This is a genomic window from Pseudomonas sp. JDS08PS003 (assembly GCF_045013505.1).
In the GTDB taxonomy this organism is placed as follows: Bacteria; Pseudomonadota; Gammaproteobacteria; order Pseudomonadales; family Pseudomonadaceae; genus Aquipseudomonas; species Aquipseudomonas protegens_B.
Genome location: NZ_CP120724.1, coordinates 1,750,576 through 1,774,257, shown reverse-complemented (window position 1 = coordinate 1,774,257; position 23,682 = coordinate 1,750,576). Strand labels below are relative to the sequence as shown.

Here is a 23,682-nt window from a genome sequence, read left to right as displayed (position 1 = left end):
CTTAATAACCAGGGCCAAGAGCGGAGTTGAATTAACAGGGCAACTAGAGAAGGTTCTTTTCAAGCGGCACCCGGCCACCGAAGTCATTGACCACTTCAAAGCGCACCGCCGCATTGCGTGGCGCTCTTTCAGCGCTTACCGGCCAGGCGAAGGACTCACGGGCAAAGGGCGCGACCATCCCGGCCCCCAGGTCGACGGTGCGTCCTTGCACTTGCACCTCGACCTTGCTGAAAGACAGGTAATAAGGCGTGGGATTGGATACCTGAATGACCGGACCTGCGGCCTGGTCTTTGGCCACTCCCACGGGCTCAAACTTCCAACTGAGTTTTTCCACCGCCGAGTTGACATTGACCTTCAAGTCCGCAGGACGAAAGAACAACTTGATCCGGTGCCGAAAAGTAAAGGCCAATCGGTTTTCATCCTGTTTCTGTTGTGGCGGAACTTCCAGAATGTTCAGCCAGTACAGTGACTCACGATCAGCGGGCAACGGTTCTTTCGAATAACCAATACGCAGCACCGCCGCGGCATTGGGTTCCAGGCGACTGAGTGCCGGTGTAAGTTGAAAGGGGACTTTCATTTCTTCAGGTGCCTTACTGGCATCACCATCATCAATCCAGGCCTGAACCAATATCGGCATACTGCCTGGATTATTCATTCTCAGTGTCACATCACGGGCATTCGCCGGATAAACCACACGAGTACCATGAATGACTATTTCTGCATTGACTGTCGAAGAGAACAAACTCAGAAAGAGGGCGCCGATAACGAACGTTTTAAACACATGCGCTTTCGGCGCCATGAGCAACTCCTTATGTAACTGACAGACGTCAGTTGTACGTCACATCGAAGTTGATATTGGAATCGGCACGACCTTCGACGATTGCGTCGCTGACCGCCACATAGGAGGCTTTGAACTTCAGCACGGCCTTATTGCCCACAACTTCGGCAACCTGCTGATTGTTGTTTTCCGACAGGTCGATTTTCCCGGGCGTGGCGCCGTTGTTGTGAATCTGGATCTGCACGCCCGAGGCCGAACCGGAACCGCTGTCGATCAGACGCAGGTTGCCGGTGGCGTTATCAATGAAACCATCCTTGTGGAAGCTGACGGCGGCTTTGGAGCCGTCGGTGCAGCCGCCGCCACTGAGGTTGATGTTGAATTCCTTGAACTCGGAAGCCGTGCCGATGCCGCCGGCGAAAACCGAAGGCAGGACGTTGCCGAACTTGACTGTGCCGGTGTTCGCTCCGGATTCGTTGGCATCGACCTGAACCTTGCAACTGACACTGGAGATCAGGCCTTCGAACTTCACGTTGCCGGAGTTGACACCGGTCTCTGCGTAGCTCACTGCCGGAGTCAGTGCCGCAAGCAGCAACCCGGAGGCCGCCATGGATGCAAAAGATTTAAGTTTCATCTGATTCCCTATTATTAAAAACCGTCTAAGAGCACAGCATTCAAAACAACATCGTCCTCTCGAGACATACAACCTTGCTGAACTTCGAGCCAACGAAACATGAGTTGAACACCACAACAACCTCGATCAACTGCTCTCGCCCACAATAAAATGCATATCGATAACAGGCATCTGCATTCCATTCAGAGCGAGCATTACGATACCGACCGCCCTCTTCTTTTAGAATAACGACCAATCTTCATGTAACGAGGAGCACTCCCTAAATGAACAAGATTTTTCTTGGAAACCTGCACTATTAAAAAACCACTAAACAGATTAAAAACAGTCAATAAATAAGACACTTCTTATATATACCCCCCCTACACTGCAAACACGTGATAAACGGTAGAAATTCAGTGCTGTAACCACCAGTTCAATTGACTGCCGGCCGGTTCTGGACCTAAGTACTGTGCAAGCCGCGAACATCCGCCCAACGAAAAACGCCCGGTGCATTGCACCGGGCGTTTGACCAGAGCTCTCGACAACGCAGCCTGCGCTGCAAGCGTTCACAAGCTGCTTGAACGCCCCGAAACAGGGTGCGCAACCGCGGCCATGGGGCGCACCGGACGCTGATCCTCCTGCCCCTGACGCAAACGCAATGCAGCCAGGGCAGCCATTACCAGCACCAGGGCGATCACCTTGAGGCCGTTCATGGCATCGCCGGTGCTCATCTCGATCGCCCCCATGACCGAGGGGCCAACAAAACCGCCCAGCAGTCCGCAGGAGTTCACAAAGCCCAGGCCTCCCGCCAGGGCCGCGCCTTTAAGCCGTGACGCCGGGTAGAGGAAGATGATCGACTGCACCACAAAGAACATCAGCGCTGCCACGCAGAATCCCAGCAAGCTCAACACCGGCCCGGAAAAGGCCGCGATCAGCAGCCCTGCCGCCATCGTCAGCAAGCCGCAGACCAGCAAGCGCCGTGCCCGCTGCGCGCTGGTGGCCAGCCGCGGCAGGCTGATCGCCCCCACTGCCGCGACGATCCACGGCAAGGAGGTCAGCAGGCCGACGCTCATCAGGCTCAGGCTGGCGTACTTGCCAATGATGCTGGGGAGGAAAAAGATCACGGTGTAAATGGTGATCTGGTGACAGAAGTAAACAAAGATCGCCAACAGGATCTGCGGCGTAAAGCACTGCCGGAACGAATGCCCGCCCTGCCCCGCGCCCTCATCGGCTTCGTCAGCCAGACGCTGCTCGATGCCCCGGGCCTCCTCGGCGCTCAACCAGGGCGCGCGGCTCGGACGGTCCGGCAGGCGCCGCCAGACCACCCAGGCGAACAATACCGCCGGCAGCCCTTCGATCAGGAACATCCACTGCCAGCCATGCCAGCCCAACAGGCCGTCCATCTTCATCAGCGCGGCGCCCAGCGGACCGCCGATGATATTGGCCAGGCACACCCCCAGCAGAAAGTAGCCGGTGGCCCGGGCCCGCTGCCGGCGGTCGAACCAGTAGGTCAGGTACAGCATGACCCCGGGAAACAGGCCGGCTTCGGCGATCCCCAGCAGCAGGCGCAGCACATAGAAGGAGGTCTCGCCCTGGACAAAGGCCATGGCGGCGGAGATCAACCCCCACGTGACCATGATTCGGGCAATCCAGAAGCGCGCCCCGACCTTGTGCATGATCAGGTTGCTGGGCACTTCGGATAGCGCATAGGTGAGGAAGAACAACCCGGCACCCAGGCCATAGGCAGCGGCGGAAATACCCAGGTCCACATCCAGTTGGTGCTTGGCCAGGGCGATGTTGGTGCGGTCGAGAAAGCTCAGGACATAGGCCGCGATCAACAGTGGCATGAGCTTGAGAAACATCAGGCGGGTCAGCTGTTGCGGGTCCCGGGGCGCTGCAGTGGTTGCAGTGTTCATGGGGCATATCCCTTTGTAGTTGTTATGCGGGATCGTCAGCGGGCCTGGAGCCAGGGCCGCTGACACGGGCCTTCAAGGGTCAGAACGCGACGTGGTCACGCCCCTTGAGCCCGAGCAGGGCCCGGGCTTCGGCCGGGGTCGCCACACGGCCGCCCAGGGCTTCGATGACCGTGCGAATGCGCCGCACCTGATCAGCGTTGCTGGCCGCCAGTTTGCCGGGCCCATCCCACAGCGAGTCCTCCAGGCCGACCCGGGCATGGCTGCCCATGGCCAGGCCCATGGTGGCCAGGGGAATCTGATTGCGTCCGGCGCCGAGGATCGACCAGTGATAGGCATCGCCAAACAGGCGATCGGCGGTGCGGCGCATGTGCGCCAGGTCCTCGGGATGGCCACCGATGCCGCCCCGCAGGCCGAACACCGACTGGATGAACAGCGGCGCCTTGAGCAGGCCGCGCTCGAGGAAATGCGCCGCGGTATACAGGTGACCGATGTCGTAGCACTCGATCTCGAAGCGGGTGCGATTCTCGGCACAGGCGCTGAGGATATGAGCGATGTCGCGGAAGGTGTTGCGGAAGATCCGGTCGTCGCTCTCTTCCAGGTACGGCCGCTCCCAGTCGTGCTTGAACTCGGTAAAGCGGTTGAGCATTTCGTACAGGCCGAAGTTCATCGAGCCCATGTTCAGCGAGGCCAGCTCCGGCTTGAATTCCAGCACCGGCTGCAGGCGCTCCTCGACGCCCATGGTGGGGGCGCCACCGGTGGTGAGGTTGATGACCACGTCGCAGGCGCCCTTGATCTGCGGCAGAAAACGCCGGAACAGCTCGGGGTCCTGGCTCGGCCGCCCGTCCTCCGGGTCCCGGGCATGCAGGTGGACGATGGCCGCCCCGGCCTCGGCGGCGGCGATGGCCTCGGCGGCAATCTCCCCGGCCGTGATCGGCAGGTGGGGCGACATGGACGGGGTATGAATGGCACCAGTAACGGCGCAGGTGATGATGACGGGTGTTTTTCCAGGCATGACGGTACTCCGACTTTTATTCTTGATGAAAAAAATCCCAGGGTGTCGCGTGCAGATTTCAGCGCCGGCGGTCCTCGCCAGCGCGGCCAGCCGGCGCGGCTAGAGGTACTCGACGTTGCCGTCGACGCTGATCGCCTGACCGGTGATGTTGCGAGCCGCCGGCGAGCAGAGAAACAGCGCCATGGCGGCCACGTCCTCGGCACTGACCATGCGCTTGAGGGAGATCTTGTTCAGGTACTCCTGGCGCATTTCGGCCACCGGTACCCCGGTCTGTTCGGCCCGGGCCTGAATCACCGCGTCCATGCGCGGCCCCTCGACGATCCCCGGCAACAACGCATTGACCCGGATATCGCTGGCCCCAAGCTCGGCAGCCAGGGACTTCATCAGCCCGACGATGGCCCACTTGGTGGCCGCATAAGGCGTACGCCAGGCATATCCCAGGCGCCCGGCCACCGAGGCGATGTGCAGCAGATGGCCGTTGTCCGAAGCCTTGAGCAAGGGCACTGCGTGGTGGGCAAAACGGTACTGCGCGGTCAGGTTGATATCGATGGTGCGCTGCCAGTCGGCGTCGCTGACCGCATCGATGCCTGCCGTCGGCCCGGCGATGCCGGCGTTATTGACCAGTACATCAAGACCGCCGAAATGCTCCACCTGAAGCTGGAACAGCGCTTGGATCTGTGCCGGATCACCGACATCGGTGCGAGTCGCCAGCGCCTGGGGGTAGCGATCGCGGAACGCCGCCAGGGCCGCCTCACTGACATCGCAGACGTGCACCTGGGCCCCGGCTTCGAGATAGGCCCTGGCCAGCACTTCACCGATGCCCGCTGCGCCGCCGGAAATCATCACCCGCAAGCCCGGATAAGGCTGCAACCGCTGCAAGATGCTCATGCCCGACCTCCTTTGACCGCCGCCCCAGGCTTCTTGGCCAACAGCCGGCCCAGGGAATCCGCCGCTTGCATGATGTCGTCGGTGACAGCCGCTCGCACTCCCGGACCATCGCCGGCGGCCAGGGCTTCGACGATGCGATTGTGGGCCTCCATGGAACGTTGCAAGTGGGCCTGGTCCGGCGCCACCAGGGCGAAACAGGGCCCCATGTGCAGCCAGAAATTCTCCACCGCGGCCATGGTCAGCTCGGCTCGGGCCACGGCATAGATACGCCGGTGAAAGGCAAAGTTGGTCCACAGGTAACGGGACACATCCACCTCATCGGCAGCCTTTTGCATCTGCCGGCAAAGATCGGTGATCTCCTGCAGATCGGTCTTTTGCAGATGTTGCAGGGCCTTTTCCGCCAGCAGCCCTTCCAGGGCCACCCGCGCATCACGGATCTCCCGCAGACGCTCCAGCGTCATCATCCGCACCCGCAGGCGGGAAGTTTCCGTGACCTCAAAGGCATTTTCCGCACTCAGGCGCTGCAGGGCCTCGCGTACCGGCATGGGGCTGGAACCCAGGGCTTCGGCCAGGCCACGAATGGTCAACTTCTGACCGGGCTGAAAACGCCCACTCATCAAGGCTTCGCGAATCTGCCGGTACACCTGCTCCTGCAAGGTATCGCGAGAAACCTGACGCAACGTGGGAAGAGGGATTGGACCTTGAGATATAGGAGCTTCAGACATGGAATCTACCTGTGTTGTGGTTCTTGTGTCCGACAATATGTGATCACAAATCAAATATGTCAAACACCAGACTTCGATGCAAAACCTGTCATGGAGGGTCGATTTACAGCTAAAACAATTTATTAATTCCGCACTGCGAAACACTATTCCGTATTGACCCAATTATTCATTGATGCCAGGATTATTTTCGCCAAGTGATTCAAATAGCGGAATCGAGCTGCCGGTGACTGTGGGTGTTGTTCTGCTGGTCACCCTCAACGCCATGCCGCGCCCATCGACCTCTCGCTGCCCTTCACCCCGGAGACTGCTGCAATGAGTTGCCAAACAGCCCTGCCCATCGTCGAAACCGCATTACACGGAAACATCCTGGTACTGACCCTCAACAACCCGCCGGTCAACGCCCTGGGGGTGGAGATCCGCGGCGGACTGCTGGCGGCCATCGACAGCGCCAGCAATAACCCGGCGGTCGACGCCCTCTTGCTGGTCGGCGCAGGACGGCACTTCTGTGGCGGCGCCGACATTCGCGAATTCGGCAAGACGCCCCAGGCGCCGGCACTGCCGGAGGTGGTCAAGCGGATCGAGGACAGCAGCAAACCGGTGCTGGCGGCAATCCAGGGAGTGGCCCTGGGAGGAGGCCTGGAAGTTGCCCTCGCCGCCCATTACCGCCTGGCCACCGGCAGCGCCCGACTCGGCCTGCCAGAGGTGTTGCTGGGCTTGCTCCCCGGGGCCGGCGGCACCCAGCGGCTGCCACGCCTGATCGGTGCCAAAGCGGCTCTGGAACTGATGCTCAGCGGGCGCCATCTGAGCGCCAAGGAGGCCCTGGACCTGGGTTTGGTGGACCGTCTGGGGGACAGCGATGACGCCCTGGCCGAAGGCCTGGCCTATCTGCGTCAGTTGCTGGCACAGGGCGCCACTGTTCGACGCACCCGGGATGCCCAGGCCCTGAGCGAGCCCGCCGCCCAGCGCGAAGCGATAGATGCCGCCCGCCAGCAGGCCACGCAGAAATCCCGGGGCCTGCTGTCGCCGTTGCACATCATCCAGGCCGTGGAAGCGGCCCTCGATCAATCGTTCGAAGACGGCCTGCGGGAAGAACGCCGACTGTTTCTGGAGTGCCTCGACAGCCCGCAGCGTGCCGGACTGGTGCATGCCTTTTTCGCTGAACGGGAAGTGCTCAAGGCCCCCGAGACCCGCGCGGCAGTGCCTCGTGCCATTGCCCGGGTGGGCGTGGTGGGCGGTGGCACCATGGGCGCCGGCATCGCCGTGACGGCCCTCGACGCGGGCCTGGAAGTGACCATGATCGAACGCGACCAGGACGCCCTGAATCGCGGACGCGGCAATGTCGAGAAGGTCTACGACACCCTGATCGACAAAGGCCGCCTGACCCAGGCCGACAAAGCCGCGACCCTGGCCCGCTTCAGCGCCAGCACCGACTACCAGGACCTGGCCCAGGCCGATCTGGTGATCGAGGCAGTGTTCGAGGACATGGCGGCCAAGCTTGCGGTATTCGCCGAACTGGATCGTGTGTGCAAGGCCGGCGCCGTGCTCGCCAGCAACACCTCCTACCTGGACATCAACGCGATTGCCCAGAGCATCTCGCGACCGGCGGACGTGATCGGCCTGCACTTCTTCTCCCCTGCCAACATCATGAAGTTGCTGGAGATCGTGGTCCCGGCCAAGGTCGCCGCGGATGTCGTCGCCACCGCCTTCGAACTGGCGAAGAAACTGCGCAAGGTGCCGGTGCGTGCCGGGGTCTGCGATGGCTTTATCGGCAATCGGATCCTCGCGGTCTATCGCCAGGCCGCTGACTACATGATGGAAGACGGCGCCTCGCCCTATCAGATCGACCAGGCCCTGCGTGATTTCGGCTTCCCCATGGGGCCCTTCCAGGTGGCTGACCTGGCCGGTGGCGACATCGGCTGGGCGACCCGCCAGCGCAAAGCCGCCACCCGCGATCCCCGGGCCCGCTATGTACAGATTGCCGACCGCCTGTGCGAGCGCGGCTGGTTCGGGCAGAAAACCGGTCGCGGCTACTACCTCTATGCCCAGGGCCCGCGCAGCGCCAGCCAGGACCCGGACGTGCTGGCGATCATCGATACCGAGCGCACCCGGGCCGGCATCACGCCCCGCACCTTCAGCAACCCGGAGATCCTGCGGCGCTACATGGCGGCGATGATCAACGAAGGCGCCAACGTGGTGCATGAAGGCATCGCCCTGCGCCCTCTGGACGTGGACATCACCTTTATCCATGGCTACGGCTTCCCCCGGCATCGCGGCGGCCCGCTCAAGTATGCCGACCAGTACGGCCTGCCTCAGGTCCTGGCGGATATCCGCGAATTCGCCGAAGAAGATCCGCTGTTCTGGAAAGCCTCGCCCTTGCTGGTGCAGCTGGTAGAGCGCGGCGAGAACTTCGACAGCCTCAACCACAGCCACTGACCAAGGAGCACGTCCCATGCGCGAAGCCGTTATTGTCTCCACTGCACGCACGCCCCTGACCAAGGCCCATCGCGGCGAATTCAACATCACTCCCGGCCCCACACTCGCCGCCTTCGCGGTGCGCGCCGCGGTCGAGCGGGCCGCCATCGATCCAGGGTTGATCGAAGATGCCATCCTCGGTTGCGGCTACGGCGAAGGCACCACCGGGCGCAACGTCGCGCGCCTGGCGGTAGTCCGTGCCGGCTTGCCCATCAGCATCGCCGGCACCACGGTCAACCGCTTCTGCGCCTCCGGGCTGCAGGCCATTGCCATGGCGGCGGGACGCATCGTGGTGGACGGTGCCCCGGCGATCATCGCCGGCGGCGTGGAAAGCATTTCCCAGATCCGTGGCCGCGGCGCCAGCGACGACCCGGACCTCGACCCCTGGCTCCTGCAGCACAAGCCGGAACTGTTCCTGCCGATGATCGAAACCGCCGACATCGTCGCCGCGCGCTATGGCATCAGTCGCGAGGCCCAGGACCGTTTTTCGGTAGAGAGCCAGCGCAAGACCGAAGCCGCACAAGTGGCCGGCCGCTACCGCGAGGAAATCATCCCCTGCAGCACCACCATGGCGCTGACCGACAAACAGAGTGGCGTGGTCAGCCAGCTTCAGGTCACGGTGGAGGCCGACACCTGCAACCGTCGCGGCACCACCTACGAGGCCCTGGCCAAGCTCGAGCCGGTGCAGGGCCCGGAGCGTTTCATCAGTGCCGGCAACGCCTCGCAACTGTCCGACGGCGCCTCGGCCTGCGTATTGATGGAGGCCCGGGAAGCGTCCCGCGCCAACCTGACCCCGTTGGGGGTGTTCCGCGGCATGGCGGTGGCCGGCTGCGAGCCCGACGAGATGGGCATCGGCCCGGTGTTCGCGGTGCCCAGGCTATTGGCCCGGCACGGCCTCAAGGTCGAGGACATTGGCCTCTGGGAACTCAACGAAGCCTTCGCCTCCCAGGCGATCTACTGCCAGCAGCGGCTGGGCATCGCCGACGAATGCCTGAACGTCAACGGCGGTGCCATCGCCCTGGGTCACCCGTTCGGCATGACCGGCGCGCGCCTGGCCGGGCATGTGCTGCTCGAGGGACGCCGCCGGGGCGTGAAGTACGCCGTGGTCAGCATGTGCATCGCCGGCGGCATGGGCGCCGCTGCGCTGTTCGAAATCTATTGAGGACGTCGCTATGGACCTGAGTTTCACCCCACAAGAAGAAGCCTTCCGCGACCAGGTACGAAGCTTTCTCGCCGAACGCCTGCCCACCGACCTGAGTGACAAGGTGGCCGCAGGCGAGCGTCTGTCCAAGGCCGACATGGAGCAATGGCACGCGCTGCTCAATGCCCGGGGCTGGCTGGCCAACCACTGGCCCGAAGCCTTTGGCGGACCGGGCTGGAGCCCCGTGGAAAAGTTTATCTTCGAGCTCGAGTGCGGGCTGGCCAATGCGCCGCGCATCGTGCCCTTCGGCGTCAATATGCTAGGGCCGGTGCTGATCAAGTACGGCACCCCACAGCAGCAGGACTATTGGCTGCCACGGATTCTCGACGGCCGCCACTGGTGGTGCCAGGGCTATTCGGAACCCGGTGCCGGCTCGGACCTGGCCGCAGTGAAAACCACCGCAGTGCGCGACGGCGATCAGTATGTGGTCAACGGCCAGAAGACCTGGACCACCCTCGGCCAGCACGCCAACATGATTTTCTGCCTGGTACGCACCGACCGTGAAGCCAAGCCCCAGGAAGGCATCAGCTTCCTGCTGATCGACATGGCCAGCCCCGGGGTCGAGGTACGGCCGATCATCACCCTGGAGGGCGATCACGAAATCAACGAAGTCTTCTTCACCGACGTGCGAGTACCAGTGGCCAATCGGGTGGGCGAAGAACACAAGGGCTGGACCTGCGCCAAGTACCTCTTGACCTACGAACGGACCAATATCGCCGGGGTCGGCTTGTCCATGGCGGCGCTGCAACGGGTCAAGCAGTTGGCCGCGCAACGCACCCGCAATGGCCAGCCGCTGCTGCAGGACCCGCAGTTCGCCGCCCGCCTGGCGCGGGTCGAGATCGACCTGGCCAATATGCAGACCACCAACCTGCGGGTGATCGCCGCCGTGGCCGGCGGCGGTGCTCCCGGTGCGGAAAGTTCGATGCTGAAAATCTGCGGCACGGAGATCCGCCAGGAACTGAGCGCGCTGCTGCGTCGGGCCATGGGCCCCGAAGCCCGGCTCATGCCGGATGACGCCAACGCCCAAGCGCTGGACACCGGCCCCGGGTTCGCGGCCAGCGCCGCGGCGCAGTACTTCAACAATCGCAAGCTGTCGATCTTCGGCGGCTCCAATGAAATCCAGAAAAACATCATCTCGAAAATGATTCTCGGGCTCTGAGGGCGCGCACATGAACTTCGAACACAGCGCAGAACGGCGCATGCTCGCCGACAGTTTGAACCGCTTCATCACCCAGCAATACAACCTGGAAAAACGTCAGCAGAGCCTGCAGTCCGACCTGGGTTTCAACCCCGATATCTGGCGCCAACTGGCGGACCTGGGAGTCATCGGCGCCCTATTCAGTGAAGCCGACGGCGGCTTCGGTGGCGGCGGCTTCGACCTGGCCCTGGTCTTCGAGGCAATAGGCCGCGGACTGCTGGTGGAGCCTCTGCTGGGCAGTGCCGTGCTGGCCGGCGAGGCCATCGCCAGCGCCGGCACCGAGGCGCAGAAAATACACCTGGGGCCAATCATCGACGGCAGCCTGATCGCCGCCCTGGCCCATGAAGAGCCCGGCAACCACTATGCAACCAACCGGGTCGCCTGCCGCGCCGAGGCGGACTCTGCCGGCTGGTGTCTGGACGGTATCAAGAGCATGGTTCTCAACGGCCGCCAGGCCGGGTTGCTGGTGGTCGCGGCACGCACGGCCGGAGCCCTGGACGATAGCCAGGGCATCTCGCTGTTCCTGGTGCCGGCGGACACCCCGGGCCTGGAGATCCAGGCCTGCCCGACCCTCGACAGCGGCCCCGTCGCGCAAGTGCGCCTGCACCATGCAAAAGTGCCGGCACAGGCCTTGCTGGGGCCCTTGCATCAGGGCCACGCGATCCTCGAGCGGGCCATCGGCCGGGGCCTGTTGGCGCTCTGCGCGGAAGCCCTTGGCGCCATGGAAGTGGCCAAGCTGGCGACCCTGGACTACCTGCGCACCCGGCAACAATTTGGCCGTCCTATCGGTAGTTTCCAGGCGCTGCAGCATCGCATGGCGGTGTTGTTGCTGGAGATCGAGCAGGCTCGTTCGGCGGTGATCAACGCCGCTGCCGCCCTGGACGCCGACCGCCTGACCCGCGAACGCAGCCTGTCGGCGGCCAAGGTCAGCATCGGTCGCATCGGCGCCCTGGTGGCCGAGGAATGCATCCAGCTGCATGGCGGTATCGGCATGACCTGGGAGCTGCCACTGGCCCATTACGCCAAGCGGCTGGTGATGATCGACCACCAGTTGGGGGACGAGGATCATCACCTGCAACGCTACATCGCCCTCGGTCAAGCACCGACCCCATGAGTCTCTCGGGCAGGCAACCACAGGCCCTGGCCAAAAGGGCGGCAGGTGTCGCCGCCTTCCTTGCCCGGAGCGCAGCGTGCCCCATCACGCTGCGCTGATGGCCCTGCTGCACTGAGTCCCTGCTCCCGCTACTTGCCTCCTCAATGGCCCCGCCTCACGGCAGGGTCAGGAGCGGTCGCGTCCGGGGCTTTTCCACGGCCGCTCCGGCAGCGACCCAGCGCCGCATTTCTCACTATAAAAACAACAAGACCGGTGAACACCATGCACTCCACTTCCAATCCCTGCTTGCCCTTGTCCACCCTGGTGGGCGGCTGTGTGCTGCCGCTGATGTGCCAGGCGCAATTCATCGACGACAGCCAGTTGACCCTTGGGGCTCGCAACTTCTACATGAATCGCGATTTCCATGGCGACCGTCCGCCCCAGAGCAAGGCGCAAGAATGGGCCCAGGGATTTGTCCTGCGCTACCAGTCCGGCTTTACCCAAGGCAGCGTCGGCCTGGGGGTGGATGGGCTAGGCCTGCAGGGCATCAAGCTGGACTCCGGCGGCGGCACCGCCCATACCGGGGCGCTGCTGGCGGACCGCAATGGCGATGTGGCCGACCAGTACGGCTCCTTCGGCCTGACCGCCAAGGCCAGGGTCGCCAGCAGCGTCTTGAGCACCGGCATCCACGAACCGCTGCTGCCAGTCGCCTTTCGCAATGACACCCGCCTGCTGCCGCAAACCTTCAAGGGCACGCAACTGGTGTCCAACGATATCCAGGATCTGACCCTGACCCTGGGGCGCTTCGACAGCGTGCGCCAGCGCAACTCCACGGACCATGAAGACCTGCAGATGGTCGCCCTGGCCCGCAACGGCCGGCAGGTCGCCGGTGGGATCGCCAGTGACAGGTTCACCTACAGCGGAGCCAGCTACAGCATCCGCCCCGAGCTCAAGGCCGGTTATTTTCATGCCCAACTCAAGGACAACTACCGGCAGCACTACGGCAATCTGACCCACACGGCAGCCCTGGGTAAAAGCCTCTCGCTGAAATCCGAGCTGCGCTACTTCCAGAGCGCCGGCCTGGGTCGGACCGAGGTCGACAACCGCAACCTGGGGCTGATGCAAACCCTGTCCTATCGCGGCCACGCCCTGAGCCTGATCTATCAGGACCAGAGCGGCCGCAGCGGCATGCCCTTTATCAGCGGCACCGACCCCTACGGCTTCAACACCTCGACCTACAAGTCCTTCGTCCATGCCGGGGAGGACTCCTGGCAAGTGCGCTACCGCTATGATTTCGCCGCCCTGGGCCTGCCCGGCCTGAGCCTGATGAGCCGCTATGTGCGCAGCAATGAATTCACCCTCGACCAGCGGCAGGCCCGGGAGCGGGAGCTGGATACCGACCTGGCCTATGTGATCCAGAACGGCCCGCTCAAGGACCTGGGGCTGCGCTGGCGCAACGTGGTGTATCGCGCCAAGCATGCTGCCAATGTGGATGAGAACCGGCTGATCCTCGAATACAGCCTCAAGCTCTGGTAGCCGGGAACAGCGGCCCCGGAAACGACGCTGCCGGCAAGTGCCGGCAGCGCTATCAAGCCGCAGCGACTCAGAACACCTGGCGGCCAAGCCGTTGGCAAGCCTCTCGATACTCCGCGGCCAGACGCTCCACCAGCGCTTCGGCGGCCGGCACCGCGTCCAGCACGCCGATGCCCTGGCCGCAGCCCCAGATCTCCTTCCAGGCCTTGGGGCGCTGCCGATCCGCACCGAAGTTCATCTGTGAGGGATCACTGCTGGGCAGCGCCTCGGGGTCCAGGCCGGCCGCGGTCAGCGAGGCTTTCAGGTAGTTGCCATGCACCCCGGTGATGAGGTCGGTGTAGACAATGTCCTCCGCCCCCGACTGGCGGATCATCTCTTTGTAGGCCGCTACGGCGTTGGCTTCCTGGGTGGCGATAAAGGCCGAGCCGATATAGGCCAGATCGGCTCCCAGGGCCTGGGCCGCGAGGATCGAACGGCCCGAGGCAATGGCCCCCGAGAGCAGCAGCGGGCCGTCGAACCACTGGCGGATTTCCTGTACCAGGGCAAAGGGCGACTGGGTGCCGGCATGGCCTCCGGCACCGGCCGCCACCGCAATCAGGCCATCGGCTCCCTTGTCGATGGCCTTGCGGGCAAAGCGGTTGTTGATCACGTCGTGCAGCACGATGCCACCGTAGCTGTGCACCGCCTGGTTGATCTCGGGACGAGCCCCCAGGGAGGTGATGATGATCGGCACCTTGTGCTCCACGCAGACCGCCATGTCCTGCTCCAGCCGGTCGTTGGAACGATGCACGATCTGGTTCACCGCGAAAGGCGCCGCGGGCCGGTCCGGGTGCAGCCGATCGTGCTCGGCCAGGGCCTGGGTGATCTGTTCGATCCACTCCGAGAGGCGCTCGGCGGGCCGGGCATTCAAGGCCGGAAACGAGCCGACGATGCCGGCCTTGCACTGGGCGATCACCAGTTCAGGGGTGGAAATGATGAACAGCGGCGCCGCCACCACCGGCAAGCGCAAACGCTGGGAAAGGATGTTGGGCAAGCTCATGCTCTGGCTCCTGTGCCAATGGCGAGGGGGTTCATGATTCGGCCAGGGCCGCTGCAGTTCGAGGGGCTCTGGCGGTACGCGCGGTGATCAGTACCAGCGCGCCGGCCAGCAGGTACATCACGATCCCCAGGTACATGCTGGAGACATGCCCGCCGGTATGGCTGTTGATCACTCCGTTGAGCCAGGGCGTAACAGCCGGCCCGAGGTTGCCCAGGCTGCTGATAAAGGCGATGCCCCCGGCGGTGGCCGCCACCGACAGGTACTCGCTGACCAGAGCGAAGAAGATCGGAGTACCGGCCTTGATCCCTATGTAGGCCACGCACAAGGCCGTCACCGACAGCAGCAGATGGCCGTTGAGCAAGGTGGTGATGGCCAGGCCGAAGACGGCAATGGCCATGCAGCCGACGAAATGCCAGCGGCGTTCCCGGTGTTTGTCGGAGTGCAAGCCGATCAGCACCGTACCGACGATGCCCACGATATTGGGGATCGCGGTAATCAGCCCGACCTGCAACAGGTCCTGGGAGCCCCAGCTCTGGATCAGGCTCGGCATCCAGAACACCAGCATGTAAGTCGCGCCGAGGAACATGAAATAGGCCATGGACAACAGATAGATCTTGGGGTCGCGAAACATCTGCGCCAGGCTATCCTGGGACTTGTGCCGGGCATTTTTCAGGTCCTGGGCCATGTCCTCCTTGAGCAATCGCTGCTCCCTTGAACTGAGCCACCTGGCCTGTTCCGGGCTGTCCTGCAGGTACAGAAAAGCCACCACCCCCAGCACACTGGCCGGCAGGCCCTGGATCACGAACATCCATTGCCAGCCATTGAAGCCGGCCACGCCATTGAGGTACTTGAGGATGCTCCCCGAGACGGGGCCGGCGATCAGTCCGGCGACGGCGGCGGCCGTCATGAAGATGGCGATCACCTGCCCGCGGCGCGGCGCCGGAAACCAGTAGGTGAAATACAGGATCACCCCCGGAAAGAACCCTGCCTCGAAGGCCCCCAGAAGAAAGCGCAGGATGTAGAACTGCAACGGTGTGGAGACAAACATCATCGCCGCGGCCACCAGCCCCCAGCAGAACATGATGCGCAACAGGGTCCTGCGCACACCACTGCGCTTGAGCATGAGGTTGCTGGGGACTTCGAAGAGGAAGTAGCCGATGAAGAAGATCCCGGCACCCAGGCCATAGACCGCGTCGCCAAACGGCAGTGTCTGTTTCATCTGCAGTTGGGCATAGCCGATATTGACCCGATCGAGGAAGGCGATCATGTAGCAGAGCATCAGCAGCGGCAGCAGGCGCCAGCGAATCTTCGCGTACAGCGAGTCGAGCTGCCGGGCTGGGTCGGGTGAAGCGTGCGGATCTTGGACAGTTATTATTTTTGTAGTCATTGTCGTCTCCGGCGCAGTCGTTGGTTACTGCATCAAGGGAATCGCTGTTCAGGGGTTGATGGCCTCGCGCTCCTGGAGCACGCGCCACATGACTTTGCCGGAGCCGGACTTGGGCAGGCTGTCGACGAACTCCAGCAACCGCGGCACTTTGTAGGCGGCCATGTGCTCGCGCGCCCAGTCGATGATCTGCTCTGGGCTGGTGCGGCCAACGGCCTCGCTGCGCAGGACCACCAGGGCTTTGACGGTTTCTCCGCGGTAGGCATCCTGGGCCGCGATGACACAGGCTTCATGCACCGCCGGGTGCTTGAACAGCAGGGCTTCCACCTCCGCCGGCCAGACCTTGAAACCGCTGCTGTTGATCATTCGCTTGAGGCGATCGGTGAGAAAGAAGTACCCCTCCTCGTCCATGTGGCCAAGGTCGCCGGTGCGCAGGAAGCGCTTGCCCTCGAACTCGACGAAAGCCGCCGCGGTCGCTTCGGGGTTGCGCCAGTAGCCTTTGAACAGCATCGGACCAAAGGTGATGATTTCCCCCACCTGGCCCGGCTCCAGTTCCTTGAGGGTCAGTGGATCGACCACCCGCGAGTCCACACCAAAGAACGGCATGCCCAGGCATTGCAGCTTGGCCCGCTCAGGCGGGTTGCCATGGCTGGCGGCGGCGGTTTCCGTAAGCCCGTAGCCTTCGAGAAAGGTCAGGCCGAACTCCTCCCTCAGGCGCTGCGCCACCGCCTCCGGCATCGCTGCTCCGCCGCCGTTGATATGCACCAGGCTGGACAGCTCGAACCCCTGGTAGTTGGGGCTGGCGAACAGGTCGATGATCATGGTCGGGATGCAGGTCCAGTGAGTCACCCGATAACGGGAAATCAGGCGCCCGGCCAGCTCCCGGTCCCAGCGCGGCATGATCACCGTGCTGGTGGCGTCGAACACCGCCCGCAGGACAAAACACACCAGGCCGGTGATGTGGAAGAACGGCACCACCCCCAGGCCCACCGACTCGACGGTGGACTGGGTCCAACTGCCGCTGACAGCATTGCTCATCAGGCTGCGATGGCTGTGCATGCACCCCTTGGGATGGCCGGTGGTGCCCGAGGTGTATTGCAGCATGGCCAGGTCGTCGGCCTGGGCACTATGGGCCCCGGGGCTCAAGGAAAGGTCGAGCACTTCACACCAGTGCCGGTAGCCCGTGGTCAAGGGCGGCTCGCTGCGCAACCAGGCATCGATCTCGGGGCTGGGGGCTTCCGCCGGATGCAGGTCCGCAGGCGCCGGCATGGCATCGCTGTAGCGGGTCACCAGCAGTTCGCGCAACTGCTGCTCGGGAGCCAGGGTGGCATTGGCCGCCTGGGCAATCGGCGCCAGGTCCGCCGCGCAGATCAGCACCCGCGCCTGAGAATCACCGAGCTGATAGCTCAACTCCTCCACCTTGTTCATCGGGTTGACCGGTACCACCACCGCGTTCGCTCGCAGGATGGCGTAGTAGGCGACGATGAATTGCGGGCAGTTCTGCAGGTACAGCGCCACCCGATCCCCGGACTCGACACCCACGCTCTGCAACCAGCCGGCCAGGGCCAGGGCCTGGGCGCGCAAGGCCGAAAAACTCAGTTCCCGACCGAAGAAGCGATACGCCACTTTGTCCGGGTAACGTTGGGCGGCCACTTCCAGGTTGAACCACAGCGACGTGGCCGGCACCGTCAGCGCCAGGGGCAAGCGTTTGGGCCAGACACGGTGATGGGGACGCTGAGTACGGGGAGTGGACATGGAGCCTCCTTCAAAGCCCTGGATTGATCGGGGTGTCGCCACCGGACCGGGTCGATCCTGCCCCATGCGCCCGGTTCATTTCAATCACTTATATTTCGCTGTGCGGAATATCATTCCGTATTGACCGGTAGATTATTCGCTGACATTCTGCATTTCAACGTGCAAATGCCTGTGCGAAACACAATCAGAAAAATCACTGTCTGCCGGTCATGGGCAACACCCGCCTCCCACGACACGGACCAGGACCTGACCCCAAGGGCCATCGCCTATGAGTGCCGTACCTGACGCGCCGATACTGCAAGGTCTGTTCAGCGGCTTCGCCGCCCACCTCGGCCTGGACCTGCAGGAATACCAGCAGGCGCAGACCGTCATCGCAGTCACCGTCCAGCCCCATCACCTCAACCAGGCCGGCAATCTGCACGGCGGCGTCATCGCGTCCCTGGCCGACACCGCCATGGGCATGAGCGGAACCTGGCACGCCGACCCCGAGCAATGGCGGCTGGCGCTGACCCTGTCGCTGAACATCAACTACATGGCGAGCACGCCACCGGGGACCGAGGTCCGCGCCGTGGCCCGCACCCGGGGCGGCGGCGTGAAGATCTTCATGGCCAGTTGCGACCTGCTGGATGCCGAGGATCGGCTGCTGGCCAGCGCCGAGGGCGTATTCAAGCGTGGCCGCCTGCGCCTCGATAGTCGCTGAGGCGGCACGCTGCCGACTGCGGATCGACCAGGGTACGACCGCCTGACGAGACAAGTGCCTGCCTGGCGCAACAGGGTTCCGAGAAGGAATCGTCGATTTCAATTCAAGCGGTTCCGGGATAACATTTTTCCCTTGTTTCCAAGAACCCGCTGTGTGGTCAACTGGCATTGCGCCCGGCACCAGCCCCTACCGGAAGACCCCATGCACGACCCGAACGACTCCCCGGAACAAGCGCCCAAAGACCGCAAGTTCGTCGAAGCCCTGGCCCGTGGCCTGGAAGTCCTGCGGGCCTTTACCCACGGTCACGCGGTGCGCGGCAACCAGGACATCGCCCGCATCACCGGCCTGCCCAAACCCACCGTATCGCGCCTGACCTACACCCTGACGCAGCTGGGCTATCTCAAGTACAACCAGGACCTGGAGAAGTACCAGCTGGATTCGGCGGTACTGGCCCTGGGTTACGCCTACTCCGCCAGCCTGCGGGTTCGCCAGTTGGGCAAACCCTTCATGGACGAGTTCTCCCGGCGCACCAACACCACGGTCAGCCTGACCTGCCGCGATCGCCTGTCGATGATTCACGTGGACAGCAGCCGCCCGCCGGAAGTGGCCAGTCTGCGCATGGAACCCGGACTGCGCCTGCCCCTTGCCACCAGTGCCGCGGGACGCGCCTATCTGGCGGCCACGCCGAAAATCGAGCGTGACCATCTGCTGCGGGAAGTGGCGAAAAAAGTCGGCGATGAATGGCCGGCCCTGGAAAAGTCCCTGGAGGACTCCTTCCGTGAATACGAAGCCTTTGGCTTCTGCCTGTCACTGGGAGAATGGGACCGCAACGTCAATGGTGCCGGAGTACCGCTGCGCCTGGCCGACGGCAGCATCATGGCCCTGACCTGCGGCGCCCCGAGCTTCCAGCTGTCCAGCGAAAAACTCGAAAGCTCCCTGGCCCACCAGTTGGTGATGCTGGCCCGGGATCTGGAAAGCCTCGGCGTCTGAAGCAGACGCCAAGGCAGATTTTCAGTTATTGCAATCAGCAGGGAGACATCGGGTACGCCATGGTTTGCCATGACGTACCCGAAACCGGCCCCGGTATTAGCGGGGACGCCCCATCAGTTACTGGTCATTCCACCTATCGTAGCCAGCAACCACCTGGATATTGCCGAAGGCTGCGGACTGACGAATGTCGCCCAGGTCCAGGCCCACCAGGCCACCCAACTGAGCATCCCGGTTGCCCGTGACCTCGCCGCTGGCGAGCGTGTTGGCGATCCGGGCGTTGTTCTGCCCCACCAGGCCGCCGACTCTGCTGTAGCTGCCTCCTGTGACATTGCCCTTGGCCGAGGCCGTGTCGATCAGGCTGTCACCCTTGTCAACGCCATGGGTCCCCACCAGGCCGCCGACCATGCTCTTGGCGCCGGCACTGACTTCACCGCGGGCCTCGACCGCTTTCAGGTTCCCTGCGTTGTAACCGATGAGCCCGCCTACATGGCTTTGATCCTTGGCCTCGACATCGCCCAAGGCCAGCGCATTGGCGACAAGCCCGCCAGCGTTGTAGCCGATCAGTCCGCCCACATGACTGTTGCTGGCGCCCTGAACCTTGCCGGACGCTTCGGCAAGGCGGATGTCGCTATCAATGTTCTGCCCGACCAGGCCACCGACATGCAGGCCATTGACCGCATTGACCGAGCCGCTGGCATTGACGTTGCGCAGCACACCGTCGTGGTTGAGTCCCACCAGGCCGCCGGCCGTGGCAAAGCCTGTACCCTTCAGCGCGCCACTGGCGACGGAGTCACTGATCCGGCCCGATTCGTTGCGACCGACCAGGCCTCCAACGTTGCTCGCGCCGTTGCCGGATACCGCAACCGAGGAGTGGGAACCCTCGATACGGCCGCCCTGGTTGTAACCCACCAGACCGCCCAGGTTCGTGCCCTTGTAGCTGTAGCTGGCACCACTGGAGACCACTCCCGAGCTTGCGGAATTGGCAATCAGTCCTTGATCGTTGATGCCCACCAATCCACCCACTCCGCCCTGGGGATTGCTGGCGATGCTGGCGGTAAGCCGGGCATCGGCACGGCTGTTGGTCACGGTGCCACCACCGGCCGCTCCCTGACGGTTCTCGCCCACCAGGCCACCGGCCGCCGAGGTGTAGGCATTGCCAAGCACCACGCCGCTCATGGACGACGCATCGATGGAACCGCCGGAGTTGCTCCCCACCAGCCCGCCGACCACGTTGTCCTGCCGGCTCTTGGCATTCACCCGCAGATCGCTGGCGCTGACGTTGGCAATGCTCCCGCTGTTGCGCCCGACCAGACCACCGACCGCACCGGAACCGGAGGCGGCTCCGTTGATGGTCATCGAGGCCAGATTGAGGTTGCTGAGGCTGCCGGATGAACGGGCGAACAGCCCGCCATCGGTGCCGTTGCTGTTGATTGTCAAACCGCTGAGGGTGTTGCCCAGGCCATCGAAGATGCCACTAAAGCCCTGCTGTCCACCTATTGAGGTGAGGTGGTTGCTACTGTTGATGGAGTTGCCGAGGACGTAGCGGCCCGCCAGGTCTTTGTCGATCGCCTGCAACTGCGTGGCATTTTGAATGACGCTGTAGGCGGCGCCATTGGCGTCAAAGCGGGCACCGTTGCCGGACAGCGTGACGCGTCCGTTCTGGCCCAGGGCAACATCACCACCGTGGTTCATCCCCAGACTGCTGTTGCTGCCGCTCAGCACAAGCTGACGGTTGAGCTTGATATCACCCTGGGCATTGAGCTCGACCCGGGCATTGGCGCCGCCGGCAAACAGGCTGTCATCCAGGCGGATGTCCTTGGCCGAAGAGAGGGTCAAGCGGTTGCCGCTGAACCAGAAGACCCCGTTGTCCACCGCCACATCGCCCTTGCCACTGGCCAGTTCGATATGGGTCGTGGCCAGGTTGCGCGACAAGGTATCGGCATGGACGGTATTGCTTTTGGCGCTGATGAACGAGCCGACCTTGACGGTGTTACTGGCGATCTTCCAGGTTCCGGTCTGGCCATCCCTGGACTGGGTGTTGACCTTGGTCGGCAACTGTACCCGAGTGGTCGCGCCCCGGGTCTCGATCACCCCGCCATCGCCCTCGCCACCCAGCGCACTGGCCTGCAGCGTACCGTCAACACTGACCACCCCCACATCGCCGCCATCCAGGGTGATCCGCCCGGCTTTTTGCGACAGGGTATTGGCTTCGATGGTGCCCTGATTATTGACCACGGTCTGCAGCATGGAGCCGGCGCTCTTGGCGGTCATCAACACCTGTCCGCCGTCAGCCTTGAGCAGGCCACCATTGCTCACTAGCGCATTGACCGCTGCGGCATCCACTTGCAGGTCCAGCAGTTGGTTGTTGTCGAAACTGACGGTGAAGCCATTGCCCGCCCCCAATGCCACGCTCCCGCCCTGGGCCTTGATCGTGCCCTCGTTGCGCACATTCGCCCCCAATAGCGCGATAGCGCCACCGTCAGCGGCGGTGATGGAGCCGCGGTTGACGATTTGCGCCTCTGAAGTCCCGGCGAACTTGTAGTTGCCCGCCTTGAAATCGGCATCGCTGAGATTCTGGGTCGAAGCCACCAGGCCGCCGACATTCACTTGCGCGCCCTGACCGAAGACCACCCCGTTGGGGTTGATCAGGAACACCCGGCCGTTGGCATTGATCTGTCCCTGGATCTGACTGCCATTGACGCCAATCACCCGGTTCAAGGCGATCGAGGTGCTGCTGGGCTGGTTGAAGGTCACCGACTGCTCGGCCCCCACGTTGAAATCCTTCCAGTGGGTGATGAGTTTGTCGCTGTGCTGATTGATGGACAGGTGCTGACCCTGGGTCTGCATATCAGCGCTCCCGGACACCACTTCAGCGCCTGTCGGCAAGGCGAAGGCCGAGGGCAAGCCGACCAATGCCAGGAGACTGGCGGCCGCCACCACCAGGCCCTTGCTCGGGCCCGAGCGGCGCCGACGGCGCGCCCCTTCATGGGTCACGTTCCAGCAACCCTGGGCCTGGTTCCAGACCAACGCGTAAATCTTGTTCATGCAAATACTCCTTATCGGTTGAACAACGCCCTGCAAACCTTTGCAGGGCGGCACAACATCCAAAGATCCAGTGGGACCGTTGAAGCGTTGTTTAGGGGGCACGCAGGGCACAGGCGCGCCTGCGCCAAGGCAATCCATGGCGCAACAGGGCTTGCTCGGTGCCTGTCGTGGTCAGGGGAAGGTAAAGGTGAACTCCGCAGCGCCATTGGCCTGGCCGGCTTCGATTTCACTGTCATTGCCGGTGCGGATGTAGCTGGCCCGCAAGGGAATGCTTGCGCCATCACCCACGCGCTGCATCTCGTAGCTCTCGCCGCTGTATTGGATCGGGAGCCGGGTCAGGTCGTTGATCACCACAATGCCGAAGCCCTTGGCGGGCCGGGACTGGGTCGAGGAACTCAGACCGAGAATTCCCGGGGCCATTGAGGCAGCGGACTTGTCGGTGAAACTGATGCGCGGTTTGGCATTGGCTGCACAACGACTCAGCTCAATGCGAAAAGGCACCTGTGGCGAGGTGTCGTTGACCTTGGGAAAGTCCGTCAGGGCAAAGCGCCCCAAAGGAACAGGGATGGTCTTGTAGCCCTCAACCACACAGGTATTGGGAATCACGATCGGTCCGCCGCCGCCCATGCTGATCAGCTCGGGACCCATCAATGGATAATTGTGCCGGCAGATGCCTGGGGGATTGCTGTCGGTGGGCCAGGCCACCTCGGCACCCAGACTCGCCAGGTTGGCAGGCAAGTCGAATGCATAGAGCATCAGGTTGGAACTGCCGACCACACTGTCGACGGTCAGTTTGCCGCTGGGCAACTGATCCGGAGGTACTGTCAGGATCAGTGATTGAGTGAAGCGAGTAATCATGGTCCCAAAGGGACGTCCGCCGGTGTCATAGCTCAAATCGCTCTTTTCCAGGGCGATCAGCTTGGGGGTTTGTGTCAGGGTAAGAGGCCCGCCATCCTGAGGGTTCACTGCTACGCGAAAGCCTATGCCTTCGACGTTGGTCGGTGCGGATTGAAAGCGCTGTGGCGTACCGCCACTCCAGTTGCCAACCGTCACCAACTCTCGTACCCGGTTCCCCGAGGGTGAGTAGCGGAAGTTGGTATAGAGGCTGACCGCGCGCTGCCACAACACGTCGCCCTCCTTGGCCCTGCCGTCCAACGGCGTAACCGCCACCCACGGCGTGCCATCACCGTTGCTGAACTCACAGTTCAGCGCAAAGCCATTCACCGTGGCCGCCTGCGCAGCACCGCTGGACACGCCTGAAAACAGCCCTGTCAGCAGTATTGCGTTCACCCACAGGGAACGTCGTTTCCGATCAGCTACAAGCCTGAGCCATTGGCGAATCA

The 23,682-nt window shown here is 63.1% G+C and carries 18 protein-coding genes; 7 read left to right on the top strand and 11 right to left on the bottom strand.

Annotation, left to right across the window (positions count from 1 at the left end; all coding sequences use genetic code 11):
- Positions 1-43 precede the first annotated feature (43 nt).
- From P7C00_RS08100 to P7C00_RS08075, 6 genes are all read right to left on the bottom strand, one after another.
- Complete coding sequence (locus P7C00_RS08100) at positions 44-799, bottom strand: molecular chaperone (protein WP_404938613.1); 756 nt, start codon at positions 797-799, stop codon at positions 44-46.
- A gap of 28 nt (positions 800-827) precedes the next feature.
- The gene (locus P7C00_RS08095; protein ID WP_404938611.1) at positions 828-1,409 is read right to left on the bottom strand and encodes a fimbrial protein; all 582 of its coding nucleotides are present in this window, start codon (positions 1,407-1,409) and stop codon (positions 828-830) included.
- Between the two features lie 545 nt (positions 1,410-1,954).
- A complete protein-coding gene (locus P7C00_RS08090; protein ID WP_404938609.1) occupies positions 1,955-3,304 on the bottom strand; it encodes an MFS transporter in 1,350 nt (449 codons plus the stop codon).
- Positions 3,305-3,383: 79 nt separating this feature from the next.
- The gene (locus P7C00_RS08085; RefSeq protein WP_404938607.1) at positions 3,384-4,316 is read right to left on the bottom strand and encodes a 3-keto-5-aminohexanoate cleavage protein; all 933 of its coding nucleotides are present in this window, start codon (positions 4,314-4,316) and stop codon (positions 3,384-3,386) included.
- Between the two features lie 99 nt (positions 4,317-4,415).
- Positions 4,416-5,204: an SDR family oxidoreductase gene (locus P7C00_RS08080; RefSeq protein ID WP_346634883.1), complete on the bottom strand. Its 789-nt coding sequence runs from the start codon at positions 5,202-5,204 to the stop codon at positions 4,416-4,418.
- A complete protein-coding gene (locus P7C00_RS08075; protein ID WP_404938605.1) occupies positions 5,201-5,929 on the bottom strand; it encodes a GntR family transcriptional regulator in 729 nt (242 codons plus the stop codon). The genes P7C00_RS08080 and P7C00_RS08075 overlap by 4 nt, the downstream gene beginning before the upstream one ends.
- A gap of 312 nt (positions 5,930-6,241) precedes the next feature.
- On the opposite strand from P7C00_RS08075, the gene P7C00_RS08070 reads away from it, so the two are divergent.
- The 5 genes from P7C00_RS08070 to P7C00_RS08050 all read left to right on the top strand — a co-directional run bounded on the left by P7C00_RS08070 (position 6,242) and on the right by P7C00_RS08050 (position 13,429).
- Positions 6,242-8,362: a 3-hydroxyacyl-CoA dehydrogenase NAD-binding domain-containing protein gene (locus P7C00_RS08070; protein ID WP_404938603.1), complete on the top strand. Its 2,121-nt coding sequence runs from the start codon at positions 6,242-6,244 to the stop codon at positions 8,360-8,362.
- 16 nt (positions 8,363-8,378) lie between these two features.
- On the top strand, positions 8,379-9,563 hold the full coding sequence (locus P7C00_RS08065; protein ID WP_404938601.1) for an acetyl-CoA C-acyltransferase: 1,185 nt from the start codon (positions 8,379-8,381) through the stop codon (positions 9,561-9,563).
- A gap of 10 nt (positions 9,564-9,573) precedes the next feature.
- The gene (locus P7C00_RS08060) at positions 9,574-10,761 is read left to right on the top strand and encodes an acyl-CoA dehydrogenase family protein (protein WP_404938599.1); all 1,188 of its coding nucleotides are present in this window, start codon (positions 9,574-9,576) and stop codon (positions 10,759-10,761) included.
- Positions 10,762-10,771: 10 nt separating this feature from the next.
- Complete coding sequence (locus P7C00_RS08055; RefSeq protein WP_404938597.1) at positions 10,772-11,914, top strand: acyl-CoA dehydrogenase family protein; 1,143 nt, start codon at positions 10,772-10,774, stop codon at positions 11,912-11,914.
- Between the two features lie 261 nt (positions 11,915-12,175).
- A complete protein-coding gene (locus tag P7C00_RS08050; protein WP_404938595.1) occupies positions 12,176-13,429 on the top strand; it encodes an OprD family porin in 1,254 nt (417 codons plus the stop codon).
- Positions 13,430-13,496: 67 nt separating this feature from the next.
- Here the strand turns inward: P7C00_RS08050 and P7C00_RS08045 are convergent, their stop codons facing one another.
- The 3 genes from P7C00_RS08045 to P7C00_RS08035 are packed head-to-tail and all read right to left on the bottom strand — an operon-like array spanning position 13,497 to position 17,604.
- Positions 13,497-14,465, bottom strand: a complete 969-nt coding sequence (locus P7C00_RS08045; protein ID WP_404938593.1) for an NAD(P)H-dependent flavin oxidoreductase — start codon at positions 14,463-14,465, stop codon at positions 13,497-13,499.
- 31 nt (positions 14,466-14,496) lie between these two features.
- A complete protein-coding gene (locus tag P7C00_RS08040) occupies positions 14,497-15,852 on the bottom strand; it encodes an MFS transporter (protein WP_404938590.1) in 1,356 nt (451 codons plus the stop codon).
- Between the two features lie 48 nt (positions 15,853-15,900).
- Entirely contained in the window at positions 15,901-17,604 is a 1,704-nt protein-coding gene (locus P7C00_RS08035; protein WP_404938588.1) for a long-chain fatty acid--CoA ligase, read from the bottom strand.
- A 268-nt stretch (positions 17,605-17,872) separates the two neighbouring features.
- Here P7C00_RS08035 and P7C00_RS08030 point away from each other — a divergent pair, with 268 nt between their 5' ends.
- Positions 17,873-18,304 carry a PaaI family thioesterase gene (locus P7C00_RS08030; RefSeq protein WP_221809106.1) on the top strand — a complete coding sequence of 144 codons (432 nt, stop codon included), beginning with the start codon at positions 17,873-17,875 and terminating at the stop codon, positions 18,302-18,304.
- Positions 18,305-18,505: 201 nt separating this feature from the next.
- Positions 18,506-19,294 carry an IclR family transcriptional regulator gene (locus P7C00_RS08025; RefSeq protein WP_123726470.1) on the top strand — a complete coding sequence of 263 codons (789 nt, stop codon included), beginning with the start codon at positions 18,506-18,508 and terminating at the stop codon, positions 19,292-19,294.
- A 117-nt stretch (positions 19,295-19,411) separates the two neighbouring features.
- Here the strand turns inward: P7C00_RS08025 and P7C00_RS08020 are convergent, their stop codons facing one another.
- Both P7C00_RS08020 and P7C00_RS08015 read right to left on the bottom strand, forming a co-directional pair.
- The gene (locus P7C00_RS08020; protein WP_404938586.1) at positions 19,412-22,339 is read right to left on the bottom strand and encodes a GLUG motif-containing protein; all 2,928 of its coding nucleotides are present in this window, start codon (positions 22,337-22,339) and stop codon (positions 19,412-19,414) included.
- Positions 22,340-22,510: 171 nt separating this feature from the next.
- Entirely contained in the window at positions 22,511-23,629 is a 1,119-nt protein-coding gene (locus P7C00_RS08015) for a fimbrial protein (RefSeq protein ID WP_346634893.1), read from the bottom strand.
- Positions 23,630-23,682 lie beyond the last annotated feature (53 nt).